At 66.0% G+C, this 19,697-nt stretch carries 5 protein-coding genes; all 5 read right to left on the reverse strand.

The annotated features are described in order from the left end of the window. Positions 1 to 1,060 precede the first annotated feature (1,060 nt). Positions 1,061 to 13,723: a filamentous hemagglutinin family protein gene (locus J4E58_RS29055; protein WP_087091131.1), complete on the reverse strand. Its 12,663-nt coding sequence runs from the start codon at positions 13,721 to 13,723 to the stop codon at positions 1,061 to 1,063. Between the two features lie 135 nt (positions 13,724 to 13,858). After that, positions 13,859 to 15,019 carry a substrate-binding domain-containing protein gene (locus tag J4E58_RS29060; protein ID WP_087091132.1) on the reverse strand — a complete coding sequence of 387 codons (1,161 nt, stop codon included), beginning with the start codon at positions 15,017 to 15,019 and terminating at the stop codon, positions 13,859 to 13,861. A 119-nt stretch (positions 15,020 to 15,138) separates the two neighbouring features. Beyond that, entirely contained in the window at positions 15,139 to 16,290 is a 1,152-nt protein-coding gene (locus J4E58_RS29065; protein WP_087091133.1) for a substrate-binding domain-containing protein, read from the reverse strand. 534 nt (positions 16,291 to 16,824) lie between these two features. Next, on the reverse strand, positions 16,825 to 18,036 hold the full coding sequence (gspF, locus tag J4E58_RS29070; RefSeq protein ID WP_087091134.1) for a type II secretion system inner membrane protein GspF: 1,212 nt from the start codon (positions 18,034 to 18,036) through the stop codon (positions 16,825 to 16,827). Further along, on the reverse strand, positions 18,036 to 19,457 hold the full coding sequence (gene gspE, locus J4E58_RS29075; protein WP_062825739.1) for a type II secretion system ATPase GspE: 1,422 nt from the start codon (positions 19,455 to 19,457) through the stop codon (positions 18,036 to 18,038). The genes gspF and gspE overlap by 1 nt, the downstream gene beginning before the upstream one ends. Positions 19,458 to 19,697: the final 240 nt, after the last annotated feature.

Genomic DNA, 19,697 nt, shown 5'->3' on the forward strand with positions numbered 1-19,697 from the left:
GCGGTTTTCTCCGCAGTGAGTGCTCCTTTAGTCGCAAGCGCATCACGCGACACCAACTCTTTCAAAAAGCCAGCAATGCTTCCCTTGCTTGCCCTACCTACCGGCAACACCGCGAGAAGCGCCTCTAGATCAATATCTGAGGTAACTCCACCAGTCGCGTAACGTCTCAGCGCGCCCCATTGGGCCTCCGTGAGTTCAGCATCGTTACTGATAGCCCCGATCTCTCGGAGCTTCTTGGTTGCAACTGACTCACCATACTGATCAATCCATTTATCAGGAACGACACCCGATCCATCCGGAGAGTTGTTGTAAGTGGTATTACTTGCAGAGTTGAACAGCAGAGGGTCCTTGTACTGCTTGGAGGTTGCACCAAATGCGTAAACCTTGTCGCCATTCGCAACGATAGGAGAACCATCCGCCCAAGTCAGAAGAACTTTTTCACTCTGTAGTTGCTTAACAACATCCCTGGCTCTATCAAGGTCCTCAGCCAGATGCACGCCCTCAGGGTTGTTCGGCCCATAACCGATCAAGATTGCCTGTAGCTGTTTATTAGACTGCGCATCAAGTTCGCCATCAGCGGCATAGGTGAGCAACATGCCCCAATCAAGGCCGGAACTACTTTTACCTAATGATGCTTCCAGCTTTTTAGCTTCTTCAGCAAGCCGTTTTTCCTCTAAAGCATGGAGTTTGCGGTTGTACGACTGCGCGTTACCAGCTATCTGAGACCCCAGTGCAACATCACCATTGACGCCAGCAGCCGCCAACAGACCGACGAGTTTGGAGGCCGCGTTCACAAGCCGATCATGCTCAGCTGGATTGTCACCTCTCAATAGCGGGCTCTTCTCAAGCGTGGTAATGAGTGCCTCATTATTTTGCCGTCAATCATCCGCCGGGCCGGTCGATAGGCGCCGGTCTTCTCCATGAATCCGGGCAGAAAATGGCAAAACCGCGGACTAGAGCCTTCGCCTAGGTCTCAAGGGGTGATGGGCACCTGTGTGGCAGGTCTGCAAAAAAAAGGGGCGATCAATGATCGCCCCCAAGCGTGTTGCCACGAGAGAACCTATAAAGTCAGTTGCCGCCGCTCCTCCTCGGTCAACTGCTGCCGCGCCTGATCGCTCAGCGGCCCGGCGCCCAGCACCTGCACCGGGCTGTCCGGGTTGTAACCGGGGTTGGCCCGGCTGGCGCCATCCTGGGTCGGCGCCAGGCGCTCCTGGCCGAAACTCAGCACCTGCACGCTAAACACCGACGGCATGTTCTGCCGCGCCGCCGCCTGCTGCTGGCGCGCCACATCCTCGGCGGCCTGGGTCGCCGAAGACGCCGCCGAGCTGGCCGACGTCAGGGCCCCGGTATTGACCGAGGCCACCACCGGAATCCCCGAGGACTTGCCCTGGGTCTGGATATTCGCCGCGTTGACCACTTGCAGGGCGGCGATGTTGACGTTGCCCGAGACTCGGATCCCCGCCTCGCCGGCATCGATGGTGCCCAGGGGCGCGATCAGGTCGATATCCCCCGGCGCCACCTCGGCGATCGGGTTCAGCGTGGCGATACCGGCCCCGGTGCTCGGCACCGACGGCGACAGGGTCACGTTGCCCCAGTTGTCGTACACACGCCTTGGCGGGGTATAGACCACGGTGGTTTTCGAGCCGCGCCCGGCGTTGATATCGCCCTCGGCCGACCAGCCGAGGATCGAACCGCCGAAGGTGGTCATGATCCGGCTCTGGCCCAGCAGGATGCTGCCCTGGGAATACAGCTGGATATTGCCCTGGCCCTGGGTGATGACCCCCGCCGTGGACGGTGGCGCTTCGCCCTCGATGCCAAACACCTGCTGCCCGCCCGGGGTCAGCATCTGGATATCGCCGCCGACATTGGTGTGCACCCCGGCGCCGCCATACAGGGTGATATTGCCCTGGTAGACAATCGGGTTGCCGGCCACATCGGTGTCCGGGAACAGCGCGGCAATGGCGTTGCGCCCGCGCAGATAGCTGCCCTGGCGCGGACCGTCGACCTGGTTGTACTCCAGGCCGCCGGCGCGCAGCTCGGCAAAATACACCTGGCGCGCAAACAGTCCCTGCTCCACCGCCGGCAAGCCGGCGAAGTAGGCCCGGGCCTGCTCGTCGCTGCCGCTGAAGCCGTAGCGCAGCTTCAGCCAGCTGGCCAGTTCCGTTTCGTAGGTCTTGGCCACCTTGCCCGGTTGCGCGGCCAGGGAAGCGCTGTCGCTGGCCAGGTTGGCCGGGTCCAGGTAGCGCGCGGCAAAGGCCGTGTAGTTCGGCCCACTGGCCCCGGCCCCCGCCTGCAGGACGATGCTCGCCCCCGGTCGGTTGTCGCCTGGTACCAAGGCGCCGAGGCTGGTGATCGACGCCTTGTCTTCCATGCGGATATCGCGCCCGGCGTTGATTTGCAGCAGGCCGGGCCCCGCGACATTGAAGCTGCTATAGAGGATGTCGCGCCCGGCCGAGACCAGGGAAATATCCAGCGGATCGTTGTGCACGAACAGGTTGCCGCTGCTCGTCCCCCCGCCCAGCAAAGGCACAATGGTTGTCGCCTGCCCCAACTGGGTGCCGCTGTTGACGATATCCCGACCGGCCAGCATCCAGACCGGCGCGGCCGCGTCGTACCAGGTCCGGCCCGGGCGCGAGCCGGAAGCGTTGAAGTTCAGTTGCTCGCCCGAGCGTATGCCCACCAGGTCGCCGGCCATGGCATAGAAGCGCGCCGGCTCACGTCGGCCGCCGAAGGTGGTCAGGGTGTCGCCGCCAAAGGCGAAGAGCGGGAAGCCACCCATGCCTTGCGTGGAAGACAGGCCATCGGGGCTGAGATTGCTCACCAGCAGGCGCTCGCCACCGCCCTGCTCGCGCCCTTCGAAGGCCGGCATGAACGGCGTCGGCAGCAGGCGGCTGTCGGCCCCGGACTGGTTGAGCGCATAACCGCCGGCGAAGATCGAACCGCCGGCCAGCATCTGCAACTGACCGTTGGGCGAAGGTGCCAGTACCAGGGAAGAATAAGACGAGCTCATCTGGCCAGCATCGGTATAGAGCGCCGAAGAACCGTAGTACAGATTGCCGCCCGGAGCCACGGCCCGCAGGATCGAGGGATAGATAAAGCGCCCGTCGGTCGGCGAGGTATTGAGCTGGGCCCGTGGCGTTATCCCATCATTGCTGCTCATGGCCAGTTCTCCGGCCTGGGTCGAAGGCGTCAGGTTGCCCCCCGCCGAGAACAGGTCGATGGCGGTATGCTCGGTCCAGAGCGAAAACCAGCTGCTACCGCCGCCCAGGTAGGCGCTGCTGTCCAGGCTGAACGCCGACGTATTGTGCTGCCGCGTACGGCCCGGGTCGACCGCACCGCCCAGCACCAGGTCGCCACGGGTGGTGAGGCTGACCGTGGCATCGCCGGGAATGATCACCAGGCCGCCGGTGGCACTGGCCACCGAGGCCGAATACGGATCGTAGGCCCGCACTTCGCGGGCGTCCTGGTTGAGGCTGAAGCGACCAAAATTCTGCTGGATGCCACCCATGGCCCCGGCATTGGCCTGCACATTGCCCCGCAGATTGATCAGGGCGCCGTTCAAATCATGGTTCTGCCCCTGCGCAGGCCCGCTGCGAACAACACTGGATGCCCGGGCGTCCAGGGAAGGATTGAGGCCGCCACCGATATTCAGCTTGAGGTCGCCGCCCCCGGTCAGGGTCAGACTGCCATCGGCGGCCACCCGCCCGGTGCTGCCCACCGCCAGGATCAGCGCCTCGCTGCGCGGCGAGTCTAGGGTTGTACGGTCGCCACGGCGTAACAGAGTGCCGGCATCGGCGCCGACCCGCACCTCGAGATTGCCGCCGCCCAAGGTGCCGACTCCAGTAAAACCGCTGACCTGAGGCATGGGCGCGCCTATGGTCGGGGTGACATAGGTCCCGAAGTTGATCCACCAGGCGGTCGGAACGGCCTGGTCCACCGCCGCCGAGCCGCTGCCCTGGCGCCATAGCCAGTTGCCTGCGCCGACACTCGACAGGGCAGTGCTGCTCGCGCTCCGCTCCCAGGTACTGCCCAAGGCATCGCCGCGCAGGCTGCCCGCCGTCGACAGCAACAGGTTGCCGCCTTGCTCCGGGTACCAGGCCTGGTAGAGGCTATCTCCTGCCACCAGCTTTTCGTAGGCCGCCACCTGCTCGTCGAAGCCGGCTTTGTAGTTGGCGTCTCTGTACAGATCGAGGCTGTCTTTGTCGTAACCACCCAGCACCGTGCCTTTGCTGCCCACGCCGCGGGTTGCCGCATAACCTGCGCCCATGGCCTCGGACTGGGTGCCGGCGGTGTAGACGCCGAAGACCGATTGCATGCTCATATCGCCGCCGGCGATCAGGTCCAGGTCGCCGGTGCCGGTGCGCAGCACGCTGAAGATCGGCGCCATGGCGCGCACCGCGATCACCTCGCCAGGCTTGTCGGGTTCGCCCGGCTCGCCGGGCTTGAAGACGCACAGTCCCGGTGCCCAGTCGCAATAACCATTAGCCAGATCTTCCGGTGACAGCGGCTGCCCCACTACGCCACCCAACCAGCTCCAGTCCGGGCTCTCCACCTCAGGTCCCCAGACCCAGCTATCACCATTAGGCTTAAAGACGCACAGTCCCGGCGCCCAGTCGCAATAACCGTTAGCCAGATCTTCCGGCGACAACGGCTGCCCCACTACACCGCCCAACCAACTCCAGTCCGGACTCTCTACCTCAGGTCCCCAGACCCAATTGCCCGACGGCTTGCCAGGAATGATCTCGCGATCCCTGAACAACGAGTAATGGGTATCGGCCAGGATCAACTGGCCATCGACCACCCGGGGCTTGACGCTGCGGGTATCGGCCGCCTCGGTATCGGCGCCACTGACCAGGCGCAGCGACCAGGATTGCGAGCCCTCGGGCAGCAACCCGGCGATCGCCCAGTTGCGCCCCTGGCTTTCGCCATCGGCCGGACGCAGGGCCACCGACAAGGCACCGTTGGGCAACTTGACGTCGGTCTGGGACGGGATCAGCGCGCCCGCTTTCAGCGCCAGATCGCCATTGAGGGCATAAGTGTCTTGCTGGCCGCTACTCGGATCGAGGGTCGCCGGCAACGCCACGCCCTTGGGCCAGAGCATGGCCTGCAAGGCGGTGCGCGTGGTCAACAGGGTCCCGGCGCCGAGCCGGGTGCCCACAGGCAGGGTCACCGCCTGTTCCAGCAAGGTGCCAGCGGCGTACAGCAGGCTGCCGTCGGCGGCGCGCACGTCAGCGCGCACGACGCTGCCAGCATCCAGGATCAGCGCTTGCGCCAAGCGACCCTCGGTGGGCAGCACCACACCACTGGCGAAGGTGGTGGCCTTGATCGGCAAGTCGTAGTTGAGGGTCTTGCCGCCCAGGAACAGCGTGCCATCGGCCAGGGTCACGCCCAGGCCCGGTACCACCAGCTCACCGCCGAACGGTTGCATGCCGGGCAGCAATACCCAACCGGCGTCGTCCGGGGTGGCGGGCGGCGGGGTAAAGCCATCGGTGACGCTGCCGCGCACTTCGAGGTTGCCGGCGGCGCGGATCGCCAGGCTGCCGGTCTCGCCGGAGCCGTAGACCGCGGTCCTGGCAAAGCGTGGATTGAGGCTGGCATAGCGGTAGCCGGACAGGTCCAGGTCGCCCTGGATCACCACGTCCCGCTCGCTGCTGATCTGCACCCCGGGACGCAGGTGCAGGACATCGGCATAACCACCGGCGGTCAGGCCGGCCAGCTTGCCGTCGAGCAGCGTGGTGTTGGCCAGCGCCGCGTCGATGAAGGCCGTGCTCTGGTCGTGTTTGAGGTTCATGTAGACCTGGTCGATCACCCGATACGGCTTGCCGCTGGCGGCGTCGTTGCCGTCCTTGAGCAAGGCGTCGCTGTCGCTGTCGTCATAACGCCAGATGCCATTGACCGCGATCGACCTGGCCCCGCTGATCTGCTGGCGGCCGCTGGCATCGATATCGATATCGCCGCCACTGACCCCACCCAGCCGAGGCGCATTGAGTTCCAGAGTGCCTCGGGCCTGGCCATCGTGCTGCCCGGGTTGGCTGCCCGGGGCCGCGGCGGTGCCGTGGCGCAGATCGATGCGGCTGCCCTCGGCCAGCACCAGCCGGCCCTCGCCCGACGTAAGGTCGACCACCGCGCGGTTCGGCGCATCGATGATCTTGCCGTAGCTGTCGACCCGCAATTGCGTGCCATGGGCATCGAGCAGCGCCGAACCGCCCAGGGTCAGGCCGTTGCGCGCCGCCAGGCGGATGCTGCCGACCTGCTCGCCGCTGGCATCCACGGTACCGAGCACCGTCAAGTAGCCATTGTCCAGGGACAGGTTGATCTCCCCCGCCTTGAGTTCGTTGCCCAGTTGCAGGTCGCCCTGTTTGAGCTGGAAGCTGCGCGAACCATAGACCTGGCCTTCGTTGAGGCGCTGGTTGAGGGCCGCGAAATCGCCCACGCCCTGGGCGCGGATATCCACCCCGGCTGCCTTGTACGGCACCTGTGTGCCGCCGGCATCGTAATGACCGGAGCTGCCGCCGAGGATCGCCCCCAAAAGCGCTACCTGGCCGGCCCCCGGGTCCAGGGCGATGGCGCTCAGGGTCCCGGCCTTGTTGTTCTGCGCCGACAGGTCGATCCGCGAGCCGGCGGCCTGGCGAATATCGCCGCCACGGCTTTCCAGGATCACGTCGCCGCCCCAGCTGTACTTGTTCAGGTCATTGAAGGGCACGGTGCGCCCGGCCAGGTCCAATAGGGCATTATCCGCCAGCACCAGGTCGCGCTCGGCCAGCAGGCTCAGCTTGCCGCTGGGCAGCACCACCGCGGTGTCCAGGCTGATGCTGTGCCCCTGCAGCGCCAGCTCTCCGCCCAAGGTGTTGATCGGCCCCGGCACGGCGCCGCCACCGGAAATACGGATATCGCCGCCGGCCTTGATCCGGTTCACCGAGCCTGCTTCGCCCGTCAGCAACGGGGTGACGATATTCAGGTCGCCGCCGCTGTAGCTGTAGCCCTTGCCGCTCTCGTAGGCCCCCTGGCTCTGGTAGACCGCCAGGCTGCCCTTGTGGTTGGCGGTCAGACGCTGGCTGGCGCTCAGGTCGACCGTGGCAAAACCCAGGGCCAGGCGATCGAAGGAGGCCAGGCTGTCAGGCTGCGATTGCGGGCCGTAGCCGAACTCGATGCGCTCGGCGGCTAGTTCCAGGCGGCCGCTGCCGGTACCGGCGCCCTGGTTGATCACCGTGCCTGGCAGACCGGCCGTGCCATTCCAGATCAGGTTCGCGGTGCGAATGCTGGCCACGTCCTCGGCGCCGCCATGACCGTAGATCGCCGGAGTGCCCAGGATCAGGTGGCTCAGGCTGGATTCGCCGGTGACCGGGTCCAGGGTGCTCAACTGCGTCGAACCATAGAAGTTCAGCGAGTCCCGGGCATTCAGGGTCAGGGTTTCCAGGGCCGGCGCGCCGCGCTCGCGGTCACCGCGCAACAATCGGTCGAGCACCTGCTGGTTAAGGGTCAGGCCGGATGCCAGGGTATTGCCCGCAGCGGCTTCGGCCAGGCTCTGGCTGCTGCCGACATTGATCCCACCCACCGCCAGGGTCAGGTTGCGGGTGCCATAACGCACCTCGTCCCCCAGTTCGAACAGATTATCGGTGGCCGCGGCCAGGGTGCCTTCGGAATACAACTGGGTCACGCCGCTGCAGCTGCCAGCACAGCTGCCGATGCGAATGCTGCCCGGGCCCACCACCTGGCCGTTCTGCGCCGGGGTTGGCGGCAGCAGGTCGAGCCAGCCATTGGACACCGCCAACAGGCTGGTCCTGCCGGGGTCGTAGATAAAGCCATCGCGGGAATCGTAGGCACTGGCGCCCTGCCCCAGAGTATCGATCCCGGCGCCCTGCTCCACCACGATGCCGCCATTGGTCCGGCCACTGAGGAGCATCACTTCGGGTGCCGACAGCAGGGCCCCCGAGCGCAAGGTCAGGTCGGCCAGGTTGGAGCTGAAGGCGATGTAATTGCCGCCCTGGCCATACTGGCGGGTACCGGTCCCGCCGATCCGCAGGCTGGCCGCGCCCAGGGCATTGAGCTGCGCCACATCGATCGAGGTACCGGTAAAGCCCGCGCTCGGGCCGCCCGAGACGATCTCCATTTGTGAGCTTTGGCCCAGTACGTTGGCAACGGTGCCGTAGCCCCCCTCGTCCGGACTGAAGCGACCGGTGCCGGCATAGGTGAAGGACGGTTGCCCGGTCTGGTTCTGCAGCAAACTCAGGGTCAGGCCCTTGGCGTCGGCGGTCAGGGCGGCGCGGGGAATGCCCAGGCGCGCCGCGTCGTTGACGAGGAATTGAGCTAGGGAAGTTTCGTTGTATTGGGAATAGCGGCGCAGCACATCGGCCGAGGTCAGGATCACCTGGCGCGACAAGCTGTCCTGGATCCCGGTATCGAGGACCGACAAGCGCCCCGAGGTACTCCAGGAGCCATTGGCCATGGCCAGGCCCGGCTGCTGGGCGGCCAGGCCGGCACCGCCGTTGAGCTCGACCCGGAACGCCCCCGGCAACAGCGCATAGGTCGCCGGCAACAGGGTATAGACCCCCGGTGCCAGTCCCGGCACCCCGGCCTCCAGGGTGATCTGCTGGCCGATCAGCGGGTCCAGGGCACCGCTCTGCCCAGCGCCAGGGGCATAACCTGCCTGGTTGCCAGGCACAATGGCGTAGACCGGATTGCTGGCCCGCCCCGGCAGGCTGAAGCGACCGTCGGCGCCGATCTGCACCAAGGGGTTGAAACGGGCATCGGTGGAACCGCCACGGCCGGAAACGAAGCCGGCGCCGGCAAGCTCGCCACCGCCCGACAAGTCCACCACGGCGCCACTCTGAACATCGATCGACTGGCCGACCAGCGTCAGGGACGGGGTAGCATTGAGTACACTCTCGCCCAGTGGCTGGCCGTCCTGATTCCAGGTCTGGCCGTCCACCGTACCGCCAAAGGGCATGACCAGCCCCGCCGCGCTCAGGGAGGTCAGGCTGCCGGGCAGCAGGCGCACGGTCGAGCTGTTATCTTCCGGGCCGCCGTTGAAGCCCAGCCCCAGGCTGCCCTGGGGTGCGCGAACCACCCCACCCTGGTCGATGCTCTGGGCGGACAGCAGCAGGCTGCCATAGGCCGAATAGGGCACGCCGGGGTCCTGGGCGCGGCTGCGGCCGATACTCAGGTGGCGGGCGCGGATCTCGGCACGGGCCAGGGTCTCCGGGTAGAGCTGCGCCACCGTCAGGTTCAGGTCGCCCGGGGTATTCAGGCGGGTGACGGAGATACTGCCAGTGGGGCGCAGCATGCGCATGTCCCCGGCGCTGCGCACATCCATCGTGGCGAAGCCGCGCTGGTCCAACTGCAACTGGCCACTAAGCAGGGTGATGTCGCCATGGGCGCCGAGGTTGACCTCATCGCGGATATCCAGCAATTGGCTGACCACGGCCAACTGCGCCTGGGTCGCCTGAGTCGAACTGCCACCGCGTACCACAGGTACCGTCACCCTGTTGTTAAGGGCACCGAGCTGGGCGACACCCGCCAGCCGCACATAAGGCGCACTGAGCCTGACCCGGGTATCGGCCGCCGCGCCTTGAGCCAGGCCCAAGGAAGCCGAATACAGCTGCAGGCTCTGGCCCAGGGCCAGATCGACATCGCCGTCGAAACTGATCTGGCCGTTGCTCAGCAGGACCAAGCTGCCAAAGCTACCGGCGTTGACCTGCTCCACGCTGAGATGGCCCTGTCCATAGGCCAACGGCCCCGAGCTTGTGCCATCGAGGGCCTGGCGACGCTGGCTGAGCAACAGCTCCCGCGGTACCAGCGGCATATCGCTGTCCAACCAGTTGCGATCATAGGACCCAGTCTCCAGAGCCACCGCCAGGCTGCCGCCCGCCGCCCCCTGGCCACCGGCGGCGGCGCGTAGGTCGCCGTCCAGATACAGGCCATTGAGCGAACTGAGGCTGATACTGCCGCCATTGCTGGCCAGGGTCATCGGACCGGTGCCCTTGATGTCCAGGGCAGCCTGGGCACCGGAGGCCTCGAGGCGCGAACCGGCCTTGAGCTGCACGAACAGATCCGGCGCCGCCGCGCGGCCAGTGGCCATATCCAGGGTGCCACCAATGACGATGCTGCCACCGTCACCGACCTTGCCGTAGCGCCGGCCCTGGGCATCCAGGGCACTGACCACATAGCCGGAAACATCCACCAGGGCATTGTGCCCCAGCAGGATCGAGCGCTGATGAGTACTGATCAGCGGCTCGCTTTCCAACCGCAGCGGTTGTACCGCACCGATCGAGACCTTGCCGCCATGGGCGATCAAGTGGCCATCGACGCTGATCTGGCCGACCCCGCGCAAGGCAATGGACTGGCCATTGTCCACCTGTACGGTGGCGCCCTGTCCGATGTCCAGAGCGACGCTGGCGATATCGGCAGTACTGGAATCGAGTCCCCCGGCCTGCAGGGTCAGGCTGGCACCGGCGCGCTGGCTCAAGCGGCCCTTGGCCGGGTCCTCCTGATAGGGCTCCGGCAGCCACGGCTGCAGGGCGCTGGCGGCCGGCTCGCCGGTGGCGACACGGGCCGTCCCGGCGGCCTGGACATAGACCGGTACCCGCACATCCACCTGGGCGCCCTCGGCGACTTTCAGCCCCTGATTGCCGGTGATGTCGTAGGCGCCGAAGCCCTTGCCGAAAAAGTCGCTGGCCAGGACCAGAGTCGTGGCGTCGGGCGCCGCTGCGCCACCGATCTGCACCTTGCCCGTTTGCAGGCTCAGGTTGCCACCGCCACTCACCCCATGGCCCTTGAGCTGGCCATCCAGGGTCAGGACGCCATTGCCAACGCTGGTGCCGGCATTGGCCGCCAGGGTCAGATCACCGCCCTTGCCACCACGCAGGCTGCCGTTCAGCAGCAGCGCCGCGCCGCTGCTGACATCCACCTGGCTGCCGACGGCCAGGGTCAGGTCGCCACGGCTGCGCAGGGACACACTGCCGCCATTGACAAAGGCCAGGCCCCTGTTGTCCTGCGGCGCCAGCAACAGGTTGCTCCACAGGCCGCTGGTGTCCAGGTGCGCGCCCTTGCTCAAGACCAGGCTGGCCCGGGATGCGGTGGAACCGATCAGGGTGTCCGTCAGGTCGGCTGCCGACGATGCCCTTTGCCGCAGCACGTTGCCCAGGGCAATGCGCCCGCCATGGCTGGTCAACCCGGCATTCACCTGGACCTGCGGACCGTGCAAGGCGATCTCCCCCGCCGGCCCGACCTGCAGGTCACCGTCGACCGTGACGCTCTCGTAGGCGGCGACCCGCACCGCGCCCAGGTCGAAACCGTTGAGTAGCCCGGTATCCAGTTGCAGCCGCCCCTGGCGTTCGCCCAGGACCGAGTCCAGTCCAATGTCCAGGGCCTGGGCGACCTGCCCCGGGGCCAGGACCACCTGCTTGAGGGTGCGGTCGGTGGCCTGCAAGATGTTTTGCAGGGTGCCGCTGTCCTTGTGCCAGAACGGTGTATAGCTGCCGACGAGCAACTGCGCGCCACGGGCCACGGCATTCTGCGCCTGGTCGTAGCCATCGAGCCCGGCCTGGGCGGCCTGGGCCTGGCGCTCGCCCTGGTAGGTGTTGCCGAGCAACTGGCCTTCGAGCACCGCGCTGCCGGTGCCGACCACCAGCTTGCCGGCATCGCGGCCAACGCTATAGCCGTCTTCGTAGCGCTGCTGCGGCGCAATCAGCGGGCTGTAGTAGTAATCGGTCTGGCCCCAGCGCGGGCTGTTGTCCTCATAACCCTTGTAGATACCGCTGTAAAGGATGTCGCCCGGCGCCCGGGACAACTCGTAGAGGCGCCCGTCCTCCCCCTTGAGCCAGGTCTGGCGCACCAGGCCGCCCTGGACATCGAGGGTGCCGCCGGACAGGTTGATGCTCGAACTGGCCTGGGTCACCACGTCGCGTCCGGTAAATGTCACGCTGCCGCCCTGGGCCATCCACTCGCCCACCCCGTGGGCCTGGGTCCCCAAGTAGCCGCCCACTTCCAACAGGCCGCCGCCGGTGTACCAGCGGTCCGTGGCGTAGCCGTTGGTCCCGGCCGGCACATAGACCAGTTCGCGCACATCGACCCACACATCGTTGTTGTTCAGGCTGCCCTGGCCGCGGTTGCCGGCGGCATCGCGCTGCTCGTTGCCCTGGATATTGACCTTGACGCTGTTGGCCTCCATGGCCACCTTGACCCCGACCGCACCCGCCACATCGATCACCGCGCCGTCGCGCACCAGGCTGCGCTGGCCAGCGCTGACCGCCACCTGGCCACCGGTGGCCAGGGTGCTGGAGCCGGACTGGAAGTCCACGGTGCCGCCACTGACGATCTCCACCCGCGACTGGTCGGTACGGTCGACCACACTGCTGAGGTTGTCGAAGGCGCCACCGATGTTATTACCAAGGCCGCCCAGCCCGGCCAGGCCAGCGGCGCGCTGGCTGTCCAGGGCGGTGCCACTGGCAGCGTCCAGCAGGATCGCCGTGTGGCTGCCCTGGCCCAGGGTCACGCTGGAACTGCTGTCGCTGGCCGAATTGAGCAGGTGCACGGTGCCACGGCTGTCCACCGAGGTGGTGGCCAGGACCAGGCCGTTCTGCTGCACCTGGTGGCCGGTCAGGGTGATATCGCCGGTGGCGGCCTGGATCAGGCCGTTGTTGCTGACCTTGCCGGCCTGGCTGCCGATCTTGCGGGTGCTGGCCACCTCGTTGCCGCGGGTGGTCGAGGTGGTATTGCCGGCAGTGCCAGCGCCCTTGCGGATATAGAAGCTGTCGCCGGCGGCCAGGGTCGCCTGGCCTTTGGGCGTGACCAGGCTGCCGGCGTTGTCCACCTCGCTGCCCAGCAGCAGGACATAACCGCCGGACTCGGTGGACACACCCGGCGCCCGGGTCTGGATCAGCGCGCCCTGTTGCACCTGGACCATGCCGGCGGCGTCGGTGAAGGTCGGCTGCGAGCCGCTGCTGTCGACATACAGCCCGCGCTCGCGGAACTGGCTGTCGCTGATGGTTGCGGCGGCGGCCACCAGGTTGCGGGTATCGACCTGGCTGCTGCCGCTGAAAATCACCCCGTTGCGGTTGACCAGCATCACCGTGCCGGCCGCCTTGATCTGACCCTGGATCTCGCTCGGCCGCGCCTGCGGGTCGTTGACCCGGTTGAGCACCGCCCAGTCGGCCTGCTGCTGGAAGTCCACCGTGGTGTTGCGCCCGACGTTGAAGGTTTCCCAGTTGAGGATGGCCTTGTCCGCGGTCTGGCCGATGCTCACCGTGGTCTTGTCGTCGGCCTGGGTCTGCACCGGGTTGCTGGCATTGGTCCAGCCCTTGGTCAGGGCATTCTCGTCGACCTTGAGCCCGCCCTCGCCCAAGCCATCGGGAATGCTCGAGGCCGCCACCAGGGCCGAACGCCGCCCAGCTGCCTGGGCCGCCTGCTGCGCGGCGATGGCCGCCACCGTGTTATTGACGTTGCTCAAGGACTGCTGCAACTGCTGGTTGGCCTTCAACTGCTGGGCCAGGGGCGGCGGCGAACCCGGCTTGGGCAGGCTCCCCGCGACACCGCCGACGCCCGCCGCCTGCTGCGCCGCGCCCTTGCTGGCGAACCAACCGGCGCTGAACGCTGTCTCAGCCTGGGCACTGCCCGCCACCAGCAACAGGGCAATGGCATGGGCCAGGGGATTGAGACGCAGGACAGGCAACGTCTCGCAGCGGCTTGCGGACTTCAGAACAGGGTTGGGCTTACCGAGGCGCATCGCTCATATCCTTTTACACAGTCGCGAAATAGGTCGGCGGCCCGCCCGCTGTCACGGACGGAGCGCTCAGGTAATAGGCAGTTGGCGCCGGCCGGCACCGAACCTTTGTCATGAAAACTTCATCCGCGTGTGGGTTCAGAGCGGACGGCCGATGCCGTTGCAGACGCTGGGGTAGTTCAGGCTCAGGGGGTTGGTAGTCAGCAGGAAGTTGTCGCGCACGGCCTTTTTCCAGAGCGCGTCCACAGGGATCAGGTGCTGGGCGTTCAACTGGGCGTCGGTGTTGATCTGGGGGTTCGGACCGAAGTGGCGCATCAGCAGGCTTCGCATCGCCGTAACGTCCCGCAGGTCGCGATAGCACTGGCCAAAGATCAGGTAGCTGTAGCCGACCATGGCATAGCCATAGGCCGGGTTGGCAATATCCGGTGCCCACTTGTGCGGGTCGGCACGATCGCTGGCGGTGGCCGGTGGCGTGAACTGCGCCAGATCGACCTGGCTGATCGCAGAAGGCGGCAACAGACCATTGATCCGCGCTACCTGGGCGTTGCTGGTGATATCCAGGGCCGCGGGGCCCGAGTAACCGATGGCGCCTTCGTTGGCGGCGACTCCGGCCAGCAGCGCCTGATCGCTGCTCACCGCCTGCCAGTGCCCGGGCAGCGGCCCCCGGTGAGCCGAAACGAACAGGTTGCCGATGTTGAAGGCCTGAGGACAGAGGCTGTTGAGGTGGCGCGTAAGGATCTCGCTGGTACCGGCGCGATCAGCGCGGTAGATCACCTTTATCGGCGTGCGCGAATAGGCCGGGTTGATCTCGTCCCAGGTGGTGATGGCGCCGGAAAACAGGCCGCAGAGCATGCCGCCGTTCAGGTCCAGGTCGGTCAACGGCTGGCCGCTGGCCAAGCGCACCCGGTAAGGAATCGCCACCGAGGTGATAGCCACCGGGACCTGGATCAGCGGGCCCCAGTCCGCCGCCGAGCCGGCAACGGCCCCCGGTACCTGGTGGTTACTGCGGTATTCCGCAAGCTCGTTGACGGTCAGCCGTGATTCGCTGATGGCGTAGTCCACGGAAAACGGCACAGAGGAGCCCGGGGTCAGTGCCTGGCTGTCATTGATCAGCAGCGCCTTCTTGCCGGCCCCGCTGCCTGCGGCTCGATAGGGCCCGGCTGTCGGCGGCAATACGCCCAAGGTGTTGTAGAAACCCTGCATCAGGTACGAACCGCCGCCGTCCAGAGCCGCCGAGGCCGGAGCAGTACAAAGGCCAGCCAAAGCCCCAGCCAGGGCAACCAATAGATATCTGGACATGGCAACTCCCTCTGTTGCCCGGGATGCCCCATGGCAACATGAAATTCGCGCGAAGAAAAAATCGGCAACGGCTGGCGCCGTTGCCGATCGGTGTTACAGGTACTAAGCCTCGGCCTGGATCAGGCTGGACGGCCGATACCGTTGCACACGCTGGCGTTGTTCACGCCCTGGGCGCTGGTTGGTGGAATGAAGGCGTTGCGAATGGCGGTCTTCCAGGTTGCGGTCAGCGGGATCAGTTTCTTGTCGATGATTGCCTGATCGTTGCTGCTGGCGAAGGTGGCGTTGTAGTGCTTGGTCAGGAAGCTGCGGATCGAGCTGACATCCGCGGTGTCCTTGTAGCACTGGCCGAAGATGAAGTTGGTGTAGCCAACGATCGAGTAGCCAGTATCCGGGTTAGGCAATACCGGTGCCCACTTGGTCAGGTCGGCACGATCGGCGGCGGTAGACGGAGGCGCAATGGTGCTCAGGGCGGTCTGCACGTTGCCCACGGTTGGCAGCAGGCCGTTGATGCGAGCCACTACAGCGTTGTTGGTGGCGTCGACATCTTCAGGGCCGACATAGCCGATGGCGCCGTCGGTGGAAGCCACAGTGCTGGCCATGGCGGAGCTGCCGCTGACACCGATCCAAGAAGCTGGCTCGGCACCTGGGTGGGCATTGGCGAAAGTGCTGCTGACGGAGGTGAACACCGATGGGCAACGGTTGTTCAGGTGGCGGGTGAGAATTTCCGAGGTCCCGCTACTGGTGGCGCGGTATACCACGCGAACCGGAGTGGTATCGGAGGTGCCGAGTACTTCACCCCAGGTACGGGCGGCGCCGTTGTTGCTCGACAAGGCCAGGCACAGTTGCTCGCTGGTCAGGTTCAGGTTGGTGGTGCCGGCCTTGTTGTAAGGAATGGTCACCGAGGTGGCGGCCGACGGGAACTGCAGCAGCGGGCCCCAGTTGGCAGAATCGGTAGCCGGTACGTCTTGGTGAGCGGTTTTGTAGTTGCTGATTTCAGTGGCGTTGAGTATCGAGTCGCTGCCTGCATAGTCCACAGTGGTACCAGCTGGCAGGCTGGAGGTCAGCGAACCGACGTTATTGGTCAGCACGGCAGTCTTGCCGCCGCCGCTGCCCACGCCGTAGTAGGTACCGAAACCAGGAGTCAGTACGCCCGGAGTGTTGTACAGCTGCTCAGGCAGAGTGGCACCGCCACCCACAACAGCAGCCATCGATTGGGCCGAAGCCAGAGCCGCTACGGCCATGGAAGCTGCGATCATAGTGCGCTTAAACATGAAGAATCTCCTTTCGTCGTGTGTATACGGAGGTCAATGGTTCTTGCATGACGCCATGGCGCTCAGATCCTCTGCCCTGCTCTGAGAGCGTTGTGCGGGGTGAGGCCATGGGTAAGAAGTTCGCAGTTTCCGGTGACAGATAAAGGAAAAAACCTCGGGAGAAAGGCCTTGATTTTCAAAAACTTTCTCGGGTGTCCGAGGGCCCTGGCGCGGGCTTTTCAGCGCAGGTGACAGCGAGGTGTCGCGGGGCCTTTTGCCAGCTCTTGGCCAGGCGCGGCGCGGGTCTTGGGTTGGGGGCGCTGGGGGTGGTTGTGCATGACAGAACGAGGAACCCGAGTTCGGCGGATTCGACGCTCGGGTGATGAATGGAGCACAGAAAAAAGTTGCCTGGGCTGACCCTTTCCCCTGTAGGAGCGAGCTTGCTCGCGATGGCCCTGAACCTTGACGCGGTTCTTGCCGAAACATCCCGCTGCCTTGAGCCTTTTTCGCGAGCGAGCTCGCTCCTACAGAAAAGCGAGCCGGCAATCGATGTCGTTACTGCACCAACTGGTTGATCTCGATGATCGGCAGCAGCACCGCCATGACGATCACCAGCACCACCCCGCCCATGACCACGATCATCAGCGGCTCTAACAAGGCGGTCATGCCCATGGCGCGGCGTTCGATGTCGCGGGACAGGGTTTGCGCGGCGCGTTCGAGCATGGGTGGCAGGGCGCCGGTTTTTTCGCCGCTGGCGATCAGGTGGATCAGCACCGGCGGGAAGACTTTTTCCACCCGCAGCGCGGCGGCCAGGTTGACGCCTTCGCGGACCTTGGCGGTGGCGTCGCTGACGCTCTGGCTCAGGCGGTCGTTGGACAGGGTCTGGCGCGCCGCTTCCAGGGCGCGCAGCAGCGGCACCCCGGCTCCGCCGAGGATCGCCAGGGTCGAGGCGAAGCGCGCGGTGTTCAGGCCCAGCACGAAGCGCCCGATCAGCGGCAGGCGCAGCACCCGGCTGTGCCAGTTCAAGCGGGCCTGGGGATTGCGCAGGTACATACGCCAGCTCCAGAAGCCACCCGCCAGCACGCCGAAACACAGCCAACCCCAGGCGCGGATGAAGTCGCTGGCGTTGAGCATCGCCAGGGTCAGCCCCGGCAGGTCCTGGCGTGCCTGGGAGAAGGCGCTGACCACCTGGGGCACCACGTAGCTGAGCAGGAAGATCACGATGCCCACCGAGACCAGCCCGACCACACCGGGGTAGATAAAGGCGGTGAGGATCTTGCCGCGCAGGGTGTTGCGTTCTTCGATGTAGTCGGCCAGGCGCTCCATGACCTGGGCCAGGTCGCCCGACTCTTCGCCGGCGGCGATCAGCGCCCGGTAGATGTCCGGGAAATCCCGTGGCCGCGCCGCCAGGGCTTCGGCCAGGCGCATGCCGCTGCGCACATCGGCGCGCACCGCGCTGAGGGTCTGGGCGATGTGCTTTTTTTCCGCTTGTTCGACCGTGGCACTCAGCGCCGCTTCCAGCGGCAGGCTGGCGCCCAGCAGGCTGGCCAGCTGGCGGGTGGCCCAGGCCAGGTCGTTGTCCGACAGCTTGGCGCTGAACAGGCTCCCGCCACCGGCCTTGGGCGTGTTGCTCTCGACCTGCACCATCAGGGCCGTCAGCCCGCGGCTGCGCAGTACGCCGAAAGCGGCGCTCTGGCTGTCGGCTTCCAGGTGCCCGGACTCGATCTTGCCGAGGGCGTCGGCGGCTTCGTAGCGATAGCGATTCATCAGGCGTCCCGGGTTACGCGCAGGATTTCTTCAGGGGCGGTGGCGCCGCTGCGCACCCAGCGCTCGCCGTCCTCGCGCATGCTCAACATCCCGGCGCGCCGTGCGGCGGCGCGCAGCGCCTGTTCGTCGGCGCCCTGGTGGATCAGGCTGCGAATGTCGTCGTCGATGCAGAACAGCTCGTGAATGCCGGTGCGTCCGCTGTAGCCGACCTGGTTGCAGGCCGGGCAGCCCACCGGGCGCCAGGTGCCAGGGGCGGTCGGGTCTTCTTCCTTGCAGTGCGGGCACAGGCGCCGCACCAGGCGCTGGGCCAGCACCCCGAGCATCGACGAGGCCAGCAGGAATGGCTCGACGCCCATGTCGATCAGGCGGTTGACCGCCGACACCGCGTCGTTGGTGTGCAGGGTCGCCAGCACCAGGTGCCCGGTGAGCGAAGCCTGCACGGCGATCTGCGCGGTTTCCAGGTCGCGGATCTCGCCGATCATGATGATGTCCGGGTCCTGGCGCAGGATCGCGCGCAGGGCCAGGGCGAAGGTCATGTCGATCTTGGCGTTGACCTGGATCTGGCTGATCCCCGGCAGGTCGTACTCCACCGGGTCCTCGACGGTGAGGATATTGCTGGTGCTGGCGTCCAGCCGTGCCAGGGCGGCGTAGAGGCTGGTGGTCTTGCCGCTGCCGGTGGGGCCGGTGACCAGCACGATGCCGTGGGGCTGGCGGATCAGGTGGTCGAGCTTGCCCAGCACCTGGGGGTCCATGCCTAAGGTTTCCAGTTGCAGGCGCCCGGCCTGTTTATCCAGCAGACGCATCACCACCCGTTCGCCGTGACCGGTGGGCACCGTGGACACGCGGATATCGATGGGCCGCCCGGCCACGCGCAAGGCAATGCGGCCGTCCTGGGGCAGGCGTTTTTCGGCGATGTCGAGCTGGGCCATGATCTTGATCCGCGACACCAGCGCGCCGTGCAAGGCTTTGCGCGGCGAGACCACGTCGCGCAGCGTGCCGTCGACCCGGTAGCGCACCACCGAATGGCTTTCATAGGGCTCGATATGGATATCGCTGGCCTCGTCCCGCGCGGCCTGGGTCAGCAAGGCGTTGATCATGCGGATCACCGGCGCACCGTCCTGGGTGTCCAGCAGGTCGGTGATTTCCGGGATGTCCTGCATCAGGCGGTCGAGGTCGACCTCGTTTTCGGCGGCGCCGACCACGGCGGCAGCGCTGCCGGTATCGGAATAGGCGCTGGCCAGCAGGCCGTCGAGTTCCTCGTCGCGCACCCGCTCCAGGCGCGCCGGGCCGAACTGGCGGCGTGCTTCGCTGATCGACCAGCCGGGGGTCGAGGGGCAGACCAGGAGTACGGCGCCCTCTTCGCTATGGCGCAGGAGGATGCGTTGGGATTTGGCCCAGGCGTAAGGGAGTTGGGGGTTCATGGGAGTAACTCCGGGGCTTGGGCTTGGCTGTGTGCAAATCCGGTGCTGCGGTCATGGCCACCTAGGGTTCCGCTCTTACAGCGGGGTGGGTGTACATATCCGTTGCTACGGTCACGGCCGCTGGCGGTTTCGCCCTTACGGCGAGTCACTTTGAAAAGCCCAAAGTAACCAAAGGCTCTTGCCCCAAGCGTCCGGTCCTCGCCAAGGCTCGGATTCCCTCGCTCCGGTCCTGCTCCGTGG

Source organism: Pseudomonas sp. FW305-25 (assembly GCF_017351415.1).
Classification (GTDB): Bacteria; Pseudomonadota; Gammaproteobacteria; order Pseudomonadales; family Pseudomonadaceae; genus Aquipseudomonas; species Aquipseudomonas chlororaphis.

Coding starts and splice junctions, on each gene's coding strand:
- J4E58_RS29055 (WP_087091131.1), bottom strand. CDS start 13,723: ATGCGCCTCGGTAAGCCCAACCCTGTTCTGAAGTCCGCAAGCCGCTGC.
- J4E58_RS29060 (WP_087091132.1), bottom strand. CDS start 15,019: ATGTCCAGATATCTATTGGTTGCCCTGGCTGGGGCTTTGGCTGGCCTT.
- J4E58_RS29065 (WP_087091133.1), bottom strand. CDS start 16,290: ATGTTTAAGCGCACTATGATCGCAGCTTCCATGGCCGTAGCGGCTCTG.
- gspF (WP_087091134.1), bottom strand. CDS start 18,036: ATGAATCGCTATCGCTACGAAGCCGCCGACGCCCTCGGCAAGATCGAG.
- gspE (WP_062825739.1), bottom strand. CDS start 19,457: ATGAACCCCCAACTCCCTTACGCCTGGGCCAAATCCCAACGCATCCTC.